The organism is Vibrio sp. SCSIO 43140, assembly GCF_023716585.1.
In the GTDB taxonomy this organism is placed as follows: domain Bacteria; phylum Pseudomonadota; class Gammaproteobacteria; order Enterobacterales; family Vibrionaceae; genus Vibrio; species Vibrio maritimus_B.
The window spans coordinates 1,275,984-1,290,098 of sequence record NZ_CP071850.1 but is presented as its reverse complement, the minus strand read 5'-3'; the positions used below and the strand labels follow the sequence as shown (position 1 = coordinate 1,290,098).

General features: G+C 46.9%; 14 protein-coding genes. 10 read left to right on the top strand and 4 right to left on the bottom strand.

All coding sequences use genetic code 11. The features are described from left to right. Position 1 precedes the first annotated feature (1 nt). Positions 2-844, top strand: coding sequence for an NAD-dependent epimerase/dehydratase family protein (locus tag J4N45_RS06060; RefSeq protein ID WP_252014111.1), 843 nt, complete (start codon positions 2-4; stop codon positions 842-844). A gap of 77 nt (positions 845-921) precedes the next feature. Here J4N45_RS06060 and J4N45_RS06055 read toward each other — a convergent pair whose 3' ends face one another. Next, on the bottom strand, positions 922-1,500 hold the full coding sequence (locus J4N45_RS06055; RefSeq protein WP_042474462.1) for a thymidine kinase: 579 nt from the start codon (positions 1,498-1,500) through the stop codon (positions 922-924). A gap of 59 nt (positions 1,501-1,559) precedes the next feature. Beyond that, a complete protein-coding gene (gene cysS, locus J4N45_RS06050) occupies positions 1,560-2,942 on the bottom strand; it encodes a cysteine--tRNA ligase (protein WP_234494056.1) in 1,383 nt (460 codons plus the stop codon). 239 nt (positions 2,943-3,181) lie between these two features. Here cysS and J4N45_RS06045 point away from each other — a divergent pair, with 239 nt between their 5' ends. The 4 genes from J4N45_RS06045 to J4N45_RS06030 all read left to right on the top strand — a co-directional run bounded on the left by J4N45_RS06045 (position 3,182) and on the right by J4N45_RS06030 (position 6,282). Further along, a complete protein-coding gene (locus tag J4N45_RS06045) occupies positions 3,182-3,676 on the top strand; it encodes a peptidylprolyl isomerase (RefSeq protein WP_042474457.1) in 495 nt (164 codons plus the stop codon). Positions 3,677-3,715: 39 nt separating this feature from the next. Then, positions 3,716-4,447, top strand: coding sequence for a UDP-2,3-diacylglucosamine diphosphatase (gene lpxH, locus J4N45_RS06040; protein WP_252014110.1), 732 nt, complete (start codon positions 3,716-3,718; stop codon positions 4,445-4,447). 90 nt (positions 4,448-4,537) lie between these two features. Then, positions 4,538-5,770 (top strand): EAL and HDOD domain-containing protein, encoded by a 1,233-nt coding sequence (locus J4N45_RS06035; RefSeq protein ID WP_252014657.1) that lies wholly within the window; start codon positions 4,538-4,540, stop codon positions 5,768-5,770. 23 nt (positions 5,771-5,793) lie between these two features. Further along, complete coding sequence (locus tag J4N45_RS06030; protein WP_252014108.1) at positions 5,794-6,282, top strand: YchJ family metal-binding protein; 489 nt, start codon at positions 5,794-5,796, stop codon at positions 6,280-6,282. 58 nt (positions 6,283-6,340) lie between these two features. Here J4N45_RS06030 and J4N45_RS06025 read toward each other — a convergent pair whose 3' ends face one another. Together J4N45_RS06025 and J4N45_RS06020 are read right to left on the bottom strand one after the other, a co-directional pair. Then, complete coding sequence (locus J4N45_RS06025) at positions 6,341-6,541, bottom strand: DUF4250 domain-containing protein (protein WP_042474451.1); 201 nt, start codon at positions 6,539-6,541, stop codon at positions 6,341-6,343. Positions 6,542-6,618: 77 nt separating this feature from the next. Beyond that, positions 6,619-7,302: an HI_1241 family integral membrane domain gene (locus J4N45_RS06020; protein WP_252014106.1), complete on the bottom strand. Its 684-nt coding sequence runs from the start codon at positions 7,300-7,302 to the stop codon at positions 6,619-6,621. Positions 7,303-7,454: 152 nt separating this feature from the next. Here J4N45_RS06020 and J4N45_RS06015 point away from each other — a divergent pair, with 152 nt between their 5' ends. The 5 genes from J4N45_RS06015 to J4N45_RS05995 all read left to right on the top strand — a co-directional run bounded on the left by J4N45_RS06015 (position 7,455) and on the right by J4N45_RS05995 (position 14,112). Continuing rightward, on the top strand, positions 7,455-9,803 hold the full coding sequence (locus tag J4N45_RS06015) for a YgiQ family radical SAM protein (RefSeq protein WP_252014105.1): 2,349 nt from the start codon (positions 7,455-7,457) through the stop codon (positions 9,801-9,803). 224 nt (positions 9,804-10,027) lie between these two features. After that, complete coding sequence (locus tag J4N45_RS06010; protein ID WP_252014104.1) at positions 10,028-11,197, top strand: glycosyltransferase; 1,170 nt, start codon at positions 10,028-10,030, stop codon at positions 11,195-11,197. Next, complete coding sequence (locus J4N45_RS06005; RefSeq protein ID WP_252014102.1) at positions 11,194-12,597, top strand: lipopolysaccharide biosynthesis protein; 1,404 nt, start codon at positions 11,194-11,196, stop codon at positions 12,595-12,597. Before J4N45_RS06010 ends, J4N45_RS06005 begins: the two co-directional genes overlap by 4 nt. Continuing rightward, positions 12,594-13,529 (top strand): glycosyltransferase family 2 protein, encoded by a 936-nt coding sequence (locus J4N45_RS06000; protein WP_252014101.1) that lies wholly within the window; start codon positions 12,594-12,596, stop codon positions 13,527-13,529. The genes J4N45_RS06005 and J4N45_RS06000 overlap by 4 nt, the downstream gene beginning before the upstream one ends. Positions 13,530-13,779: 250 nt before the next feature. Continuing rightward, complete coding sequence (locus tag J4N45_RS05995) at positions 13,780-14,112, top strand: STAS domain-containing protein (protein ID WP_128648531.1); 333 nt, start codon at positions 13,780-13,782, stop codon at positions 14,110-14,112. Positions 14,113-14,115: the final 3 nt, after the last annotated feature.

Genomic DNA, 14,115 nt, shown 5'->3' with positions numbered 1-14,115 from the left:
CATGAATCAGAATAAAGTACTAATTGTTGGCGCAGGCTGGTTAGGACTTCCACTCGCCAAGGCGCTCATCAACAAAGGCTATGACGTTACCGCTACACGCACGACAGCTGAAGGCGTCAATGAACTGGAACAAGCTGACTTAAACGCAATTGCGCTAAACCTTTCAGAGCTCAGCAGCGAAGACAAACAGCTTGCGGTCACCAATCAACTTATCAATCTTGATGTCGAAACCATCATCGGTTGTTTCCCGCCCGGATTTCGCACAGGTGGCGGAGCCTTGTACGCTTCTCAATGGGAGACACTCTGCAACATGGCCAAGAGTGCAGGCGTCAAAAAGCTAGTCATGGTCAGCTCGACCTCTGTGTACCCAGATCGCGCTGAGATAATGACCGAGGATATGGCTCGTCTTCCGACTGCGAAAGGCAGAGATGACTTTAGCGCTAAGGCTATTATCATGCTGACCGCAGAAGAATACGTCCGCAACTCGACACTCGATTATGCGATTGTTCGTTGCAGTGGCTTGTTTGGTCCTAACAGACACCCTTCAAGATTTGCATCCAAACTCAAGAGCGTGAGCGACCAAGCAACAGCAAACATGCTGCATCTAGACGATGCCATTGGATCAGTGGTGTTTGCGCTAGAACATATCGACGCAAGCGTCGTCAATGCCACAACTCCACGCTCATGTGACAAAGTCACTTTCTATCGAGCGGCGTTGAGAGCGGCAGGACTCGACACGTCTCTCAACTTGGTCAACTCGGTACCTGATAAAACGATTTCCAGCGACAAACTACAAAGTCTTGGCTACCACTTTAAGTACCAAAGTACCTTAGACGCCCTTTGATTGCAGTGTCCTGATACGTTTTTTCAGATAAGAAAAGGGAGCCTATCAACGGCTCCCTTTTCAATTACTGTAGACAGTTACTTACCAAGCGCTTCTTTATAGTGCTGACGGCAAACAGAGACATATTTATCGTTGCCACCAATCGCAACCTGATCACCTTCGGCAATGGCTTTACCGTGCTCGTCAGTTCGAATCACCATGTTGGCCTTACGACCGCAGTGACAAATGGTTTTAAGCTCAATTAATTTATCCGCCCAAGCAAGAAGGTGTTTGCTACCTTCAAATAACTCGCCCAAAAAGTCAGTTCTCAAGCCGTAGCAAAGCACTGGGATGTTGAGTTTGTCGACCACTTCGGTAAGCTGATACACCTGTTCTTTACTTAGGAACTGGCATTCGTCAACCAAGATACAATGTCGTGGGGTCTCTGCATTAATAGCGGCGATTTCATCAAACAGGTTTGAATCCGATTTAAACAGTTGCGCTTCGGATTGCAAACCAATACGAGAGCTCACTTTACCGACGCCGTAGCGATCATCTAGTGCTGCTGTATAAATAAGTGGCGTCATGCCGCGCTCTTGATAGTTAAACGAAGATTGAAGAAGTGTTGTCGATTTACCCGCATTCATCGCCGAGTAATAGAAGTACATCTGAGCCAAAGTGTTACACCAAATCTGAAACTAAAAAGAAGCCCTTGCAAGCAAGGGCTAGATAACAATTATTTACGACGCCAAGTCGTGCCTTCTGGGCCATCTTCAAGGATGATACCCAACTCGTTCAGTTTGTCGCGAGCCAGATCGGCATTCGCCCAATCTTTAGAAGCACGAGAGTCATTACGTAGTTTGATCAACGCTTCGATCTCAGCCACTTCATCGTCATTACCCGCATCGCCTTTCAGGAAAGACTCAGGGTCTTGGTGGAGGATACCGATCACATCAGCCAGCTCACGCATTAGCGCACCAAGTTGACTTGCTTCTGCCAGATCAACCGTCTTCAGGCGGTTAATTTCACGAGCCATGTCGAACAGCACTGAGTACGCTTCTGGGGTATTGAAGTCATCGTTCATCGCGGTCGTAAAGCGAGTCACATATTCTTCACCGCCTGTAGGCTCAGCCTTTGTATCAAGGCCGCGTAGCGACGTGTACAGACGCTCTAGTGCTGAGCGCGCTTGGTTTAGGTTGTCTTCACTGTAGTTAAGCTGGCTGCGGTAATGGCCAGACATTAGGAAGTAACGAACCGTCTCTGCATCGTAGTGACCTAGCACGTCGCGAATTGTGAAGAAGTTGCCTAGCGACTTAGACATTTTTTCTTTGTCGACCATCACCATGCCACTGTGCATCCAAGTGTTCACGTACTGAGTATCGTGTGCACAGCATGACTGAGCAATTTCGTTTTCGTGGTGCGGGAACTGAAGATCCGAACCGCCGCCATGAATATCGAAGTGGTCACCAAGAATAGAAGAGTTCATCGCTGAACACTCGATATGCCAACCTGGACGACCAGCGCCCCATGGTGATTCCCAAGTAGGCTCACCTGGCTTAGACATTTTCCAAAGCACGAAGTCAAGCGGGCTGCGTTTCGCGCTTTCAACGTCTACGCGAGCACCAGCTTGCAGTTGGTCAAGATCCTGCTTAGATAGCTTGCCATACTCGTCAAACTTACCCACTTCAAACATGACATCGCCATTGCTCGCCACGTAAGCAAAACCACGCTCGATCAACTTTTCAACCAATGCGATGATCTCTGCGATAAATTCTGTTGCGCGAGGTTCAACGTCTGGGCGCTTCATGTTCAGTGCATCGAAATCAGCGTGCATTTCACCGATAAGGCGCTCTGTCAGTGAATCACATGACTCACCGTTTTCGTTTGCACGTTTGATAATTTTGTCATCGATATCGGTAATGTTGCGCACGAACGTGAGATCATAACCTACGTAACGAAGGTAACGAGATACCACGTCGAAAGAAACAAATGTACGACCATGACCGATGTGACAGAGATCGTAAATAGTGACCCCACAGACATACATGCCGACTTTACCAGCATGAATAGGTTTGAATTCCTCTTTTTGTCGCGTCAGTGTGTTGTATATTTTTAACATGATCTCTATCTGAACTATTACGTTTAAAATGTATCGGCGATTATAACCATAAAGCTTCACAGAATGGAGCGATTAAGCGAAGAAATCTTAGGTTTTCGAGGGAGTTTTTTGCCAACTTAGACCAGACTGAACAAAAAGCATTCCTTTTATTCGCGATATACGTGTTTCAACTATTGCTTGTACAGTGAGTTAGGCTAGAATCATGGCTTCAAACATAAAAACACGAATAGGTATTCATCATGATCACCCTTCACACTAATTTCGGCGACATCAAGATTCAATTGAACGAAGAGAAAGCACCTGAAACAAGTGCAAACTTCCTACAATACTGCCGCGATGGTTTCTACGACAACACGCTATTCCACCGTGTTATCGACGGTTTCATGATCCAAGGTGGTGGCATGACGTCTGGTCTTAAAGAAAAGGCAACTCGTGCTCCAATCAAAAACGAAGCGAACAACGGTCTTAGCAACAAAGTGGGTACTTTGGCTATGGCGCGTACTATGGAACCGCACTCAGCGAGCTCTCAGTTCTTCATAAACGTAAACGACAACACTTTCCTAGACTTCCGCTCAGAGAGCCTGGACGGTTGGGGTTACTGTGTATTTGCTGAAGTTGTTGAAGGTATGGACATCGTTAACAAGATTAAAGGTGTGAGCACTGGCTCAATGGGCATGCACCAAGATGTTCCTCTTGAAGAAGTGATCATCACTGGCTCTACGATTCACGAGTAATCGTTATAAGGGAGGGCTCGCCCTCCCTTTTAGTAAATTATGACAACACTATTCATTTCTGACTTACACCTCTCGCCTCAGTTACCTCAAACAACGGAATGCTTTGTCAACTTCATGCGCAATGAAGCGGTACATGCTGACGCCTTGTATGTGCTTGGCGATTTATTTGAATTCTGGATTGGCGATGATGACCCCTCTGATTTCGCAGCGACAATCAAACAAGAATTTCGCCGACTAACCGACCAAGGTGTTCCCACCTACTTCACTCAAGGTAATCGAGACTTTCTCCTGAGCCATCGTTTCTGCAAAGAGACAGGAATGACGCTGCTCGATGAGCATACGGTGATTGACTTGTACGGTAGAAAAGCCGTGATCTTGCATGGTGATACCCTGTGCACTGACGATATCAAGTACCAGAAATTTAGAGCTAAGGTTCATATGCCTTGGTTGCAATGGATATTTAATCGCCTTCCATTCTTTACAAGACGACGTATTGTTAATAAGATCCAGGGCGATATCCGTGAGGTCAAGACCACTAAGTCACTTGATATTATGGATGTAAACCAAGATGAAGTGGTTGCGTTGATGAATACCACAGAGACAGACTTGATGATTCATGGGCACACCCATAGACCAGGCACACACCGTTTCGAATCCAATAGCCAAGCAATGACACGAATAGTTCTTGGGGATTGGTATGAACAAGGCTCTGTTTTAGTCTGCGAGCCCCAATCACAACGCTTAGAGACACGTTTTTTCAACAAACCATGAACTAACGCTCGAAAATTCGATAGTTTCATAGTCAAACAAAGCAATTAAACGTTACTATGTGTGAACGTTTTTGAGATACCGATGCAGAATTTGAAATACTCATACATCGCTAGACAGCCTATTCTGGATAGCGACCAAAAAACTGTTGGCTATGAGCTGCTATTTAGGGATGGGCCCAATAACACCTTCCCAGATATCGACCCAGAACTCGCGACAAATCGACTCCTGTCTGAACACTTCCTTGCTACACATTACAGTACGATAGGCGATAAATTAGGCTTTGTTAACTTCCCTTATCAAAGCTTGGTTAACATGGTCCCGACGCTGTTTCCCAAGGATAATCTTGTCATCGAAATTCTCGAAAGCTGTGAGCCTACCGCTGAGTTACTTTCTGCTATCAAAAAAATGTCTCAAGCAGGGTATACCATCGCACTCGACGATTTTGTGCCAAAGAAAGAGTGGCTGCCATTCTTGCCGTACACATCGATCATAAAGATCGACATCCAACAGTATTCGCTGAAGAAGGCACAAACGCTGATTGAAAGGCTCAAGCCACACGACATCATTTTCTTAGCAGAAAAAGTAGAGACGTACGAAGAGTTCGAGCTTGCAAAAGAAGTCGGATTTAATCAGTTCCAGGGCTACTTTTTCAGTCGACCGCAATTAATCCGCCGCAAACAGATCAAACCTTCTTTCTTGACTGTGGTTCAACTGTGTAAAGAAATTGCTAACTCAGATATCAATTATGATGAGCTTGAGCGTTTGATTTCATTAGACGTAACCTTGTCATATAAACTGCTGACGTTTGTGAATGCATCGTACCTCATCCGCTCTGAGATCAAATCTTTCAAGCAAGCACTCGTCTACTTAGGTGAAGAGCGTTTACGAAAGTTTATTTCACTGGTTGCGATTACTTCTACGCAAGATGATAAGCCTGACAGCTTATATAGTTTGTCGATTCAACGTGCGCGTTTCTGCGAACTACTGCTAAAAGACATCAATAGCAATATTGATGAGGGGTTGGGCTTTCTAACCGGAATGTTCTCGCTGCTCGATTCGTTATTTGATCAGCCGCTAGCAGAGTTAGTTGAAAAGATGCCTATCGACAACCTGGTGAAAGCAGCGCTCGTTACTAAGCAAGGCACTCTAGGTAATATCCTATCGCTAGTAAAAGCGTATGAGAGCGCTGACTGGACGACGGTTATCGCACTGAGAGATAAGCTCGAGATCAGTGACGATAAGCTTGCTCGATACTACGATGACGCCATTAAGTGGACTGAAGACTTACTCGCTATCGAGTCAGAATACAATACGCACCTATAAACTCATTTGATTCTAGACCTACCATGAAGCCATGTTACTGTGGCAGCAACTTGAATTATCAAGAATGCTGCCAACCTATACACAACGATGTCACTCTTGCCAAAAAGCCAGAGCAACTCATGCGCGCTCGCTATAGCGCTCACCTTACCAAGAATGTTGATTTTGTCGTCGCTACCTACCACCCTAACTGTCACGCCGAACAAGACCGACAAGCCATCGCGGATTCGGTCAACAGTGACTGGGCAAGACTCGAAGTCATTAACAGCGAAGATGGACTTCACGAGAACGAAGGCTATGTGAGCTTCCGCGCCTTCCTGCGTGAAAACGGCATGGAGTACTGTCTTGCAGAGCGTTCTCGTTTCCTGTTTGAAAACGGACAGTGGTTTTATGTCGATGGGGAGATCGACGACTCCATACCCCCGAAGCAGCTGACCGCTGAATCCAGCAAGGTGGGTAGAAATGACCCTTGCCCCTGCGGAAGCGGCAAGAAGCACAAAAAGTGCTGCGGTTGAGTACAGTCGTTAATTGAAAAAGGTCGCTCATTGCGACCTTTTTTAGTGGTATCTGGTTTTAGCGCTCGTAAGCTTTAAATTGATTGGTGAGAGGATCATATTGGTAGCCCAACATATCGAGTTTACCGACCACGCCTTCTACATCCATTTCATACATGCTCACCAACTCTTCAAACGAGTCACATTCTAAACGCAACTTTTCGTTGACGATACCAAGCAAAATAATACTGTCAAAACGGCTCGCATTACTTAGATCCATAATCGTACTCCATAAAAAAAGCTAGCCTTTAAAGACTAGCTGTTAATTACGGAATAGAAAGTGATTTGGTTTGCAAATTAGGCAAGCCAATAAAGCTGTAGCAAACCTACATTGGTCACCATTAAGCTCAAGAAGGCCACCACTAGCTGACCTTTCGCTGGTGCACTGTGTTTAATGATATGCCAACTCCAAATCACCACACCTAGCATTAACATCACTAATGAACTGATCACGGCAGGCGTGTACTCAGCGACAATGTTCGGCTCCCATTGATAGGCATTAAATACAAAGCTCAGGGCGAGCAGCATAGCAAAAACCACGCCCGCAACTGGCAGAATTCGGTGAAACGCCTGAAGACGGGTTTTGGCGATGGTCAACAATAGGTGTGAAAATGCCGTGCCTAATAGTAACCCCGCACAAGCTAGCGATAATGACTGCGCTAAATTAGGCTGCTGGACCACGATAATGGCGGCAAACGAGCCCGCCAAACCATTGGCTAAATGTAAAACCCAAAACGGCCCCTGCTGACGCGTCTTGCCAGTCTGAACCTTGGAGTAAAAATAAAAAATAGCAAACACCACCAAAAACGCTTCGACTTTAAGTGACGCAATCGCCAGCCAAAGTATGCCAATGGCAGGAAGAAGCTTGTGGATACGTCCTCTTTGGCCCGGACAAATATCGCCCTTTGCTAAAATAAGGGTAAGGACAAGCATCGCAACCGCTAAGGCAGGAGCGAGAAGAGTCAAAACTGCTGTAATCATGGATGTGGTGTCATTGCAAAAAACATTGGCGCTGATGATATATCAGCTCAAGAAGGAATGCTATCCAGTCGTAATACCCACAATTAGTTTGGGCTTTGAAGTCACTGGAATTGAAGTATATAATGCCCGCCTCCAAAACCAGAGGTCAAAATATGCACAACGACGTTAACCCAATCCATGAGCACAAAAAATACTGGGCTGAATGCTTCGGTACCGCTCCTTTTTTGCCAACTAGCAGAAAAGAGATGGACGCCCTTGGATGGGATAGCTGTGACATCATCATCGTTACAGGTGATGCTTATGTTGACCACCCGAGTTTTGGTATGGCCATCATTGGTCGACTGCTTGAAGCGCAAGGCTTTCGTGTTGGTATTATTGCCCAGCCAGATTGGAGTAATAAAAACGACTTCATGACGCTAGGGAAACCAAATTTGTTCTTCGGGATCACCGCGGGCAATATGGACTCAATGATCAACCGTTACACCGCTGATCGCAAATTGCGTCACGACGATGCTTACACCCCTAACAATGAAGGTGGTAAACGTCCCGACCGCGCGACTCTCGTCTATTCACAGCGTTGCCGCGAAGCCTACAAAGGTACACCTATTGTTCTGGGTGGTATTGAGGCGAGCCTTCGCCGCATCGCCCACTATGACTACTGGTCAGATAAAGTTCGTCGTTCTGTACTCTTTGATGCCAAAGCAGACATTCTGCTATTCGGTAATGCAGAGCGAGCACTGGTCGAAGTCGCACACCGCCTCGCAGACGGTGAAGATATCAGCACTATGACTGATATTCGTGGTACTGCCGTCAATCTGCCAGCGGCACCTGAACACTACCGCGTCATCGACTCATCTCGCATCGAGAAGCCGGGTAAAGCGTTTGTTCCGCAAAACCCTTATGAGGTCGAGTCGAACTGCGACACCAACAAAACCGAGTCTGCACCAGAAGCGAAGCCAATCACCATTCGTCCTTCACGACACGATGCTGCGACTACCGCTGTGCGCTTACCGCCGTTCGAGAAGCTGAACAACGACAGAATTCTTTATGCTCACGCAAGCCGTGTAATGCACCTTGAGACTAACCCTTATTCTGGGCGAGCGCTGATCCAGCGTCATGGTGACCGTGAGCTTTGGGTAAACCAAGCGCCGATTCCTCTTAGTACTGAGGAGATGGACTATGTATTTGGTCTGCCATATGCGCGTGTGCCGCACCCTATGTACGGTAAAGCAAAAATTCCAGCTTACGACATGATCAAGACCTCGGTGAACATTATGCGAGGTTGTTTTGGTGGCTGCTCGTTCTGTTCTATTACTGAGCACGAAGGTCGTATTATTCAAAACCGTTCGCAAGAGTCGATCATTGGCGAGCTAGAAGAGATCCGTGACAAGGTACCTGGTTTTACAGGTACAATTTCCGACTTGGGCGGACCAACGGCAAACATGTATCGTCTCGGTTGTTCAGATCCAAAAGCAGAAGCCAATTGCCGCCGACCTTCTTGTGTGTTCCCAGGTATCTGTAACAAGCTCAATACCGACCACAAACATACCATCGACCTTTACCGCGCTGCGCGTAAAGTAAAAGGCGTGAAGAAGGTCATGATCGCCTCTGGCGTTCGCTACGATCTTGCGATCGAGTCACCAGAGTATGTTCGCGAGTTGGTCACTCACCATGTCGGTGGCTATTTGAAGATTGCTCCTGAGCACACAGAGAAAGGTCCACTCGATTTGATGATGAAGCCAGGTATGGGTACCTACGATCGCTTCAAAGAGATGTTCGAGAAATACAGTGCTGAAGCTGGCAAGAAACAGTACTTGATCCCTTACTTCATTTCCGCTCACCCGGGTACAGAAGATGAGGACATGCTCAATCTTGCGTTGTGGTTAAAGAAGAATAACTTTGAGTGCGACCAGGTTCAGAATTTCTATCCATCACCAATGTGTAATGCGACCTCGATGTATTACTCTGAGACCAACCCGCTCAAGCGCGTAAAATATAAAAAACGCGAAAACTTACCGGTTGCTAAAGGTGATCGTCAACGTAGGCTACACAAAGCGCTACTGCGCTATCATGATCCCGACAACTGGCCACTTATCCGAGAAGCGCTCGTTAACATGGGCAAGCAATACCTTATCGGTGACAAGCCGGGCTGCCTCGTCCCTGCAGAAGATCTTGATGCACGCACGCCTGCGCAAAGACGCAAATCCGGTCGTCATGGCGCAAATCGTTTTGCGACTAAGCACACTAAAGGGCAACCAGACATTCGTACCGATGGTCAGCGTCGTGGTAAACAAGGTCAGCGCTCAGGTAAACCTGGACATAACAGTGGAAAACCTGGGGCAGGAAAGTCATCTCCGGGTCAACAAGGCGCTGGACAGCAAGGAAACAATTCGGGCAAGCCATCTAACCATCGCCCTAGTAATGGCAAGCCTGCTGGCCAACGTCCTGGTAATAAATCTGGCTCAAAAGGCGCTCCGAAGCGACGCTCTCGTCAATCGTAAGCTAGCTTCATAGCGTCATTTCTATAGCGCACTCGGTTAACCAACCTAGTGCGCTTTTTTTGCTTCTTAATTCTCTCCTTAATGCCCTTCCAAATTGATTGTCAAAATGAAAAAGACGCGACATCACCTACCTATGAAACGTTAAATTGTTGTATTTATTAATTTTATTTTTAGGCATGACGGTTGCAATAACTCTAGCATCTTAGTTTTACTGGAGCGCCACCATGTCTCAAATTGGCTACGTACTTAGTGACTTCCCCGTTCTATCGGAAACCTTTGTCGGAACGGAGATTCGGGCGATGAAAGCGCTTGGGCATTCGATTCAACCGATGGCGTTTAGATTAAACCCCAATGGTGGACAGCCCATTGACGATGAACTAGCGCGCAGTGCCACTGCGTTGAGCGCTGTCTCTACGAAACATGCCATGGTCGAATGGCTTAAAAACCCAGTAAGAAGCATCAAGGCGCTCTCCTTCATCATGCGCCAAAAAAACTTACCTAAAAAGTCACTTATTCGTAGCACGGGACAATTAGCCGCTTCAGCACGCACTACGAAGTGCCATCATCTACATGCTCATTTCGCTTTGCACACGGCGGCAACGGCTATCGCTGCCGCTAAACTCACAGGGTGCAACGTCTCTTTCGTTGGGCACGGCTATGATGTCTATTCGCATCCTGCCGATTTAGCACTAAAACTCTCCAATGTTTCTTTCTCGGTTGCGGTTTGCAAGGAGATGCAATCCAAGTTCCAAACACTTAATCAAAACAAAAAGGTCCATCTCGTCGAATGTGGCATCGACCTAGCGCGCTACCCTTTCAAACCCACTGCAAGTCACAACGGTAAGCTGCTATTTATTGGCCGTCTGACTGAAAAGAAAGGGCTCACTGACCTACTCTACGCTTTGAGTTTAATACCAGAAGAATCAAGGCCAAGTTTAGATCTGGTTGGCGATGGTGAGCAAAAGCATGAGTTACTCACGCTTACCAAACAACTCAACCTTAACGATCAGGTGAGTTTTCTTGGTAGCCAACCTTCTGAATGGATCATTGATCACGCTAACCAATATCTGGCGCTCTGCACGCCGTTCTGCGAAGCAAAAAATGGCGATAGAGATACTGGCCCAGTAGTGGTCAAAGAAGCGATGGCGCTGGGTCTTCCTGTTATCAGCAGCGATTTTATGGGCTGTAAAGAGATGATATCACCTGATACTGGCCTTCTTTTTTCTCCCCACGATATACAGGCGTTAAGCGACGCTATTTCCCAAATTAACCAGCAACCTTCGCCGCAAAGACTCGCTCTACTTAAGCGAGCAAGAGAACGTGTAGAAACCTATTTCAGTGCCCACTCTAGCGCCCAAAAACTCTCTTCTGCTATTCGAGGAGCTGCGCAATGAACATTGCATTCAAACAATCCGTTTATTACGCCGCTGGACTGGTTTTAATGAAAGGCGTGTCATTTGTCATGCTTCCTTTTATCACCAGCTCGCTTTCGACCGCTGAGTATGGACGCTTAGATCTATGGGTATCGCTGCTTAATATAGGTAGCATCCTATTGGGCTTCGGCTTAATAGAAGCACTTTACAAGCAAGCTGGCGAGTCGAAGGGCGATGCCTTCAATACCCTCAACTCAACAGCTACATTACAGCAACTTATCATTGCCGCCTTTGCCTTGCTCGCCTCGCTGCCGGTTGGCGTTGCGGTATACGTATTCTGGCCGGAGATAAGCATACTTGATCTCGGCTTGGTCATGAGTACTCTCATTGTCAGTGCAGCCTTCAACATTCCACTGACATGGCTTCGTCTGATTGATGACGCCCGCTCATTCTTCTTGATGACCAGCAGTAAGGCCATACTGCAAGCTGCACTCACTTATTGGTTTCTACAGCAAGGACTAGGGGTGACTGGCATATTGCTGTCGGGGTTACTCTCTGCGTTGTATTTATCGTGCAGCCTACTCTACCGCCAATGGCGCCAGCTCCCGTTTCAATGGGACGCGGCAGTTGCCAAAGATATGCGCCGTTACGGGGTACCGATAGTCGCATCGGGTATCTTACTTTTCATCGCTGCTGGCGCTGAGCGCTGGATACTGGCTGCGACTATCGGCTTGGAGTCACTGGCGATTTATGCGCTCGCAATGCAATTTGCACTCATCATTGTGTTTGTGTGTGAGCCTCTCGCGCTCTGGTGGTATCCAAAGCGATTTCAGATACTCAACCAACCGAACGGAAAACAAACGACTGCACGTATTGCAGAGACTTTAAGCCATGCGACCCTTTTTTGTGCCGTTGGCCTTTCGGTCGTCGCTCCGTTGATCATCGAGTGGTGGTTTCCAACTCGCTATTCCGAGGCTGCTACCTGGATACCTTGGCTTGCATTAGGCATCGCGTTCAAGCAACTTTCTCACATCTTAACTACGGGCTGCTATGTCGAGAAACAGCCTAGAGTCGTGTTGAACATTAACATCATCATCGCCAGCACTGCGCTTGCTCTCTTTTTAGTGGCCAGCTTGACCTATGGGTTAGCAGGTGTTGTTGGCGCATTTATCACTGTCTACGCATTACGCGCCGTGCTTTTTGACCGTGCAAGCCAAAAACGCATTGCACTACCACATCATTACTTGCCCTTAATCGCTCACATCTGTTGGGCGGTTGGGTGCATCGTCGCAAGTACCTTCACATACACTGCCCTGCTGATCGGCTGGGCAACTCAATCCCTCTTCATCGCAGGCTGGATGGGCCACTACTGGTTACACAACAGCAAAGCTAATGAATCGATTCTAGGAGCGAAACAATGAACAGCCAACATCTACCGTTAGTCAGTATTGTGATTCCAAACTTCAACTGCTTGGATTATTTGCCCCAATGCTTGCAAAGCATCGAACAACAAACCTTTGTCGACTACGAGATAATCTTTGTCGACGATGGTTCAACCGATGGCTCTCGGGAATATCTGGCTGAACTTGCAGCATTAAGACCTTACGTCTCTGTTTGGCATAGCGACCGAATTGGTCCTGGTGCCGCAAGAAATCTAGCCGTACGTCAGGCAAAAGGAGATTACATCGCCTTTCTCGATGCTGACGATACCTGGACTCATAGTAAACTTGCTGAGCAAGTAGCATTTATGCGCGCCAACAAAAACTGCGTGATGAGCTTTACCAACTACCAACACATCGATGAGCAAGATAGAGAAATCATTCCATGTTTCGATTACTGGCCCGATTTTAAACGTTATCTCGATAACCAAGCGCCGACTAAAGGCTACCAAGTCGTTAGCCATGCAAGCGCTGCACTGTTCAAAGAAAACATTGTCGGAACGTCATCCGTTATGTGCCGCCGCGATGTCTATCTTGACGTTGAAGGATTCGATACCCAGCTACCTAGCGCTAGTGACTGGGACTTATGGCTAAAGTTGAGTACAGCAGGTGACGTCGCCTTTACTACTGAAATTAGAATGTACTATTTAATGCGAGCAGGAAGCGTTTCTTCAAATGTCGAAAAACGCATCGCGGCCATGAAGACTATTGCGGCTCGATACGAACATCACGCGCAGCAGCAGTGCGCGAACTCTAAGCGTTTTGTTGATGCAAGGCTGATGGACGCATTGTGCGAACACGCCAGCGCAAATCTCGGCTACCTAAAAAGAAACATCATCCATGTCCAGACCTTTGCTGCGTTTCCAAATACCCGACGCTTTAAGGCGATGATGAAGACTGCCCTATGTGTCTAGCTATCCTCAGCATTGCGGCACCACGATCATTTTGAATTCACTTTCATTTTGAGAATGGTGCCGTGCTTTCGAGTATTAGTCTCGTTGATTCTCAATATGAGAAACCCCTCTTCATTTTGAAAAAACCTCCTCAGTCCAAATATAAACTATTGTTATTAAAAGAAATTATTTTTGGCACGCTATCTGCAATCTATTCTGTGACACCTAAATTGAGGCATTAATTGTCTTGAAACACAAAGAGGACACGGTCATGGAACTACTAAGAGCAGAAATGAGCAACCACACCCTTCAAGTAAAAGTTTATGGTGATTTCGACGCGCGAGGCAGTCGCAATGCTCAACCAGAAATTGATGACATCATTCACAATGATCAGCATTCAGAGATCGAAATCGACCTAGAGCAAGTGCGCTTTATGGATTCTTCAGGCATCGGTGCTATTGTTTATTTGTATAAGCGACTGGTTGAACGCGAGCGCAAGATGCGTCTAGAGAATGTCACTGGACAGCCCCTACAAATCATAAAGTTACTACGAATTGGACAGGCTATCCCAGTGAACACACATGCCAGTAACGAGTATTTATAATCG

Coding starts and splice junctions, on each gene's coding strand:
- J4N45_RS06060 (WP_252014111.1), top strand. CDS start 2: ATGAATCAGAATAAAGTACTAATTGTTGGCGCAGGCTGGTTAGGACTT.
- cysS (WP_234494056.1), bottom strand. CDS start 2,942: ATGTTAAAAATATACAACACACTGACGCGACAAAAAGAGGAATTCAAA.
- J4N45_RS06045 (WP_042474457.1), top strand. CDS start 3,182: ATGATCACCCTTCACACTAATTTCGGCGACATCAAGATTCAATTGAAC.
- lpxH (WP_252014110.1), top strand. CDS start 3,716: ATGACAACACTATTCATTTCTGACTTACACCTCTCGCCTCAGTTACCT.
- J4N45_RS06030 (WP_252014108.1), top strand. CDS start 5,794: ATGAAGCCATGTTACTGTGGCAGCAACTTGAATTATCAAGAATGCTGC.
- J4N45_RS06025 (WP_042474451.1), bottom strand. CDS start 6,541: ATGGATCTAAGTAATGCGAGCCGTTTTGACAGTATTATTTTGCTTGGT.
- J4N45_RS06020 (WP_252014106.1), bottom strand. CDS start 7,302: ATGATTACAGCAGTTTTGACTCTTCTCGCTCCTGCCTTAGCGGTTGCG.
- J4N45_RS06015 (WP_252014105.1), top strand. CDS start 7,455: ATGCACAACGACGTTAACCCAATCCATGAGCACAAAAAATACTGGGCT.
- J4N45_RS06010 (WP_252014104.1), top strand. CDS start 10,028: ATGTCTCAAATTGGCTACGTACTTAGTGACTTCCCCGTTCTATCGGAA.
- J4N45_RS06005 (WP_252014102.1), top strand. CDS start 11,194: ATGAACATTGCATTCAAACAATCCGTTTATTACGCCGCTGGACTGGTT.
- J4N45_RS06000 (WP_252014101.1), top strand. CDS start 12,594: ATGAACAGCCAACATCTACCGTTAGTCAGTATTGTGATTCCAAACTTC.
- J4N45_RS05995 (WP_128648531.1), top strand. CDS start 13,780: ATGGAACTACTAAGAGCAGAAATGAGCAACCACACCCTTCAAGTAAAA.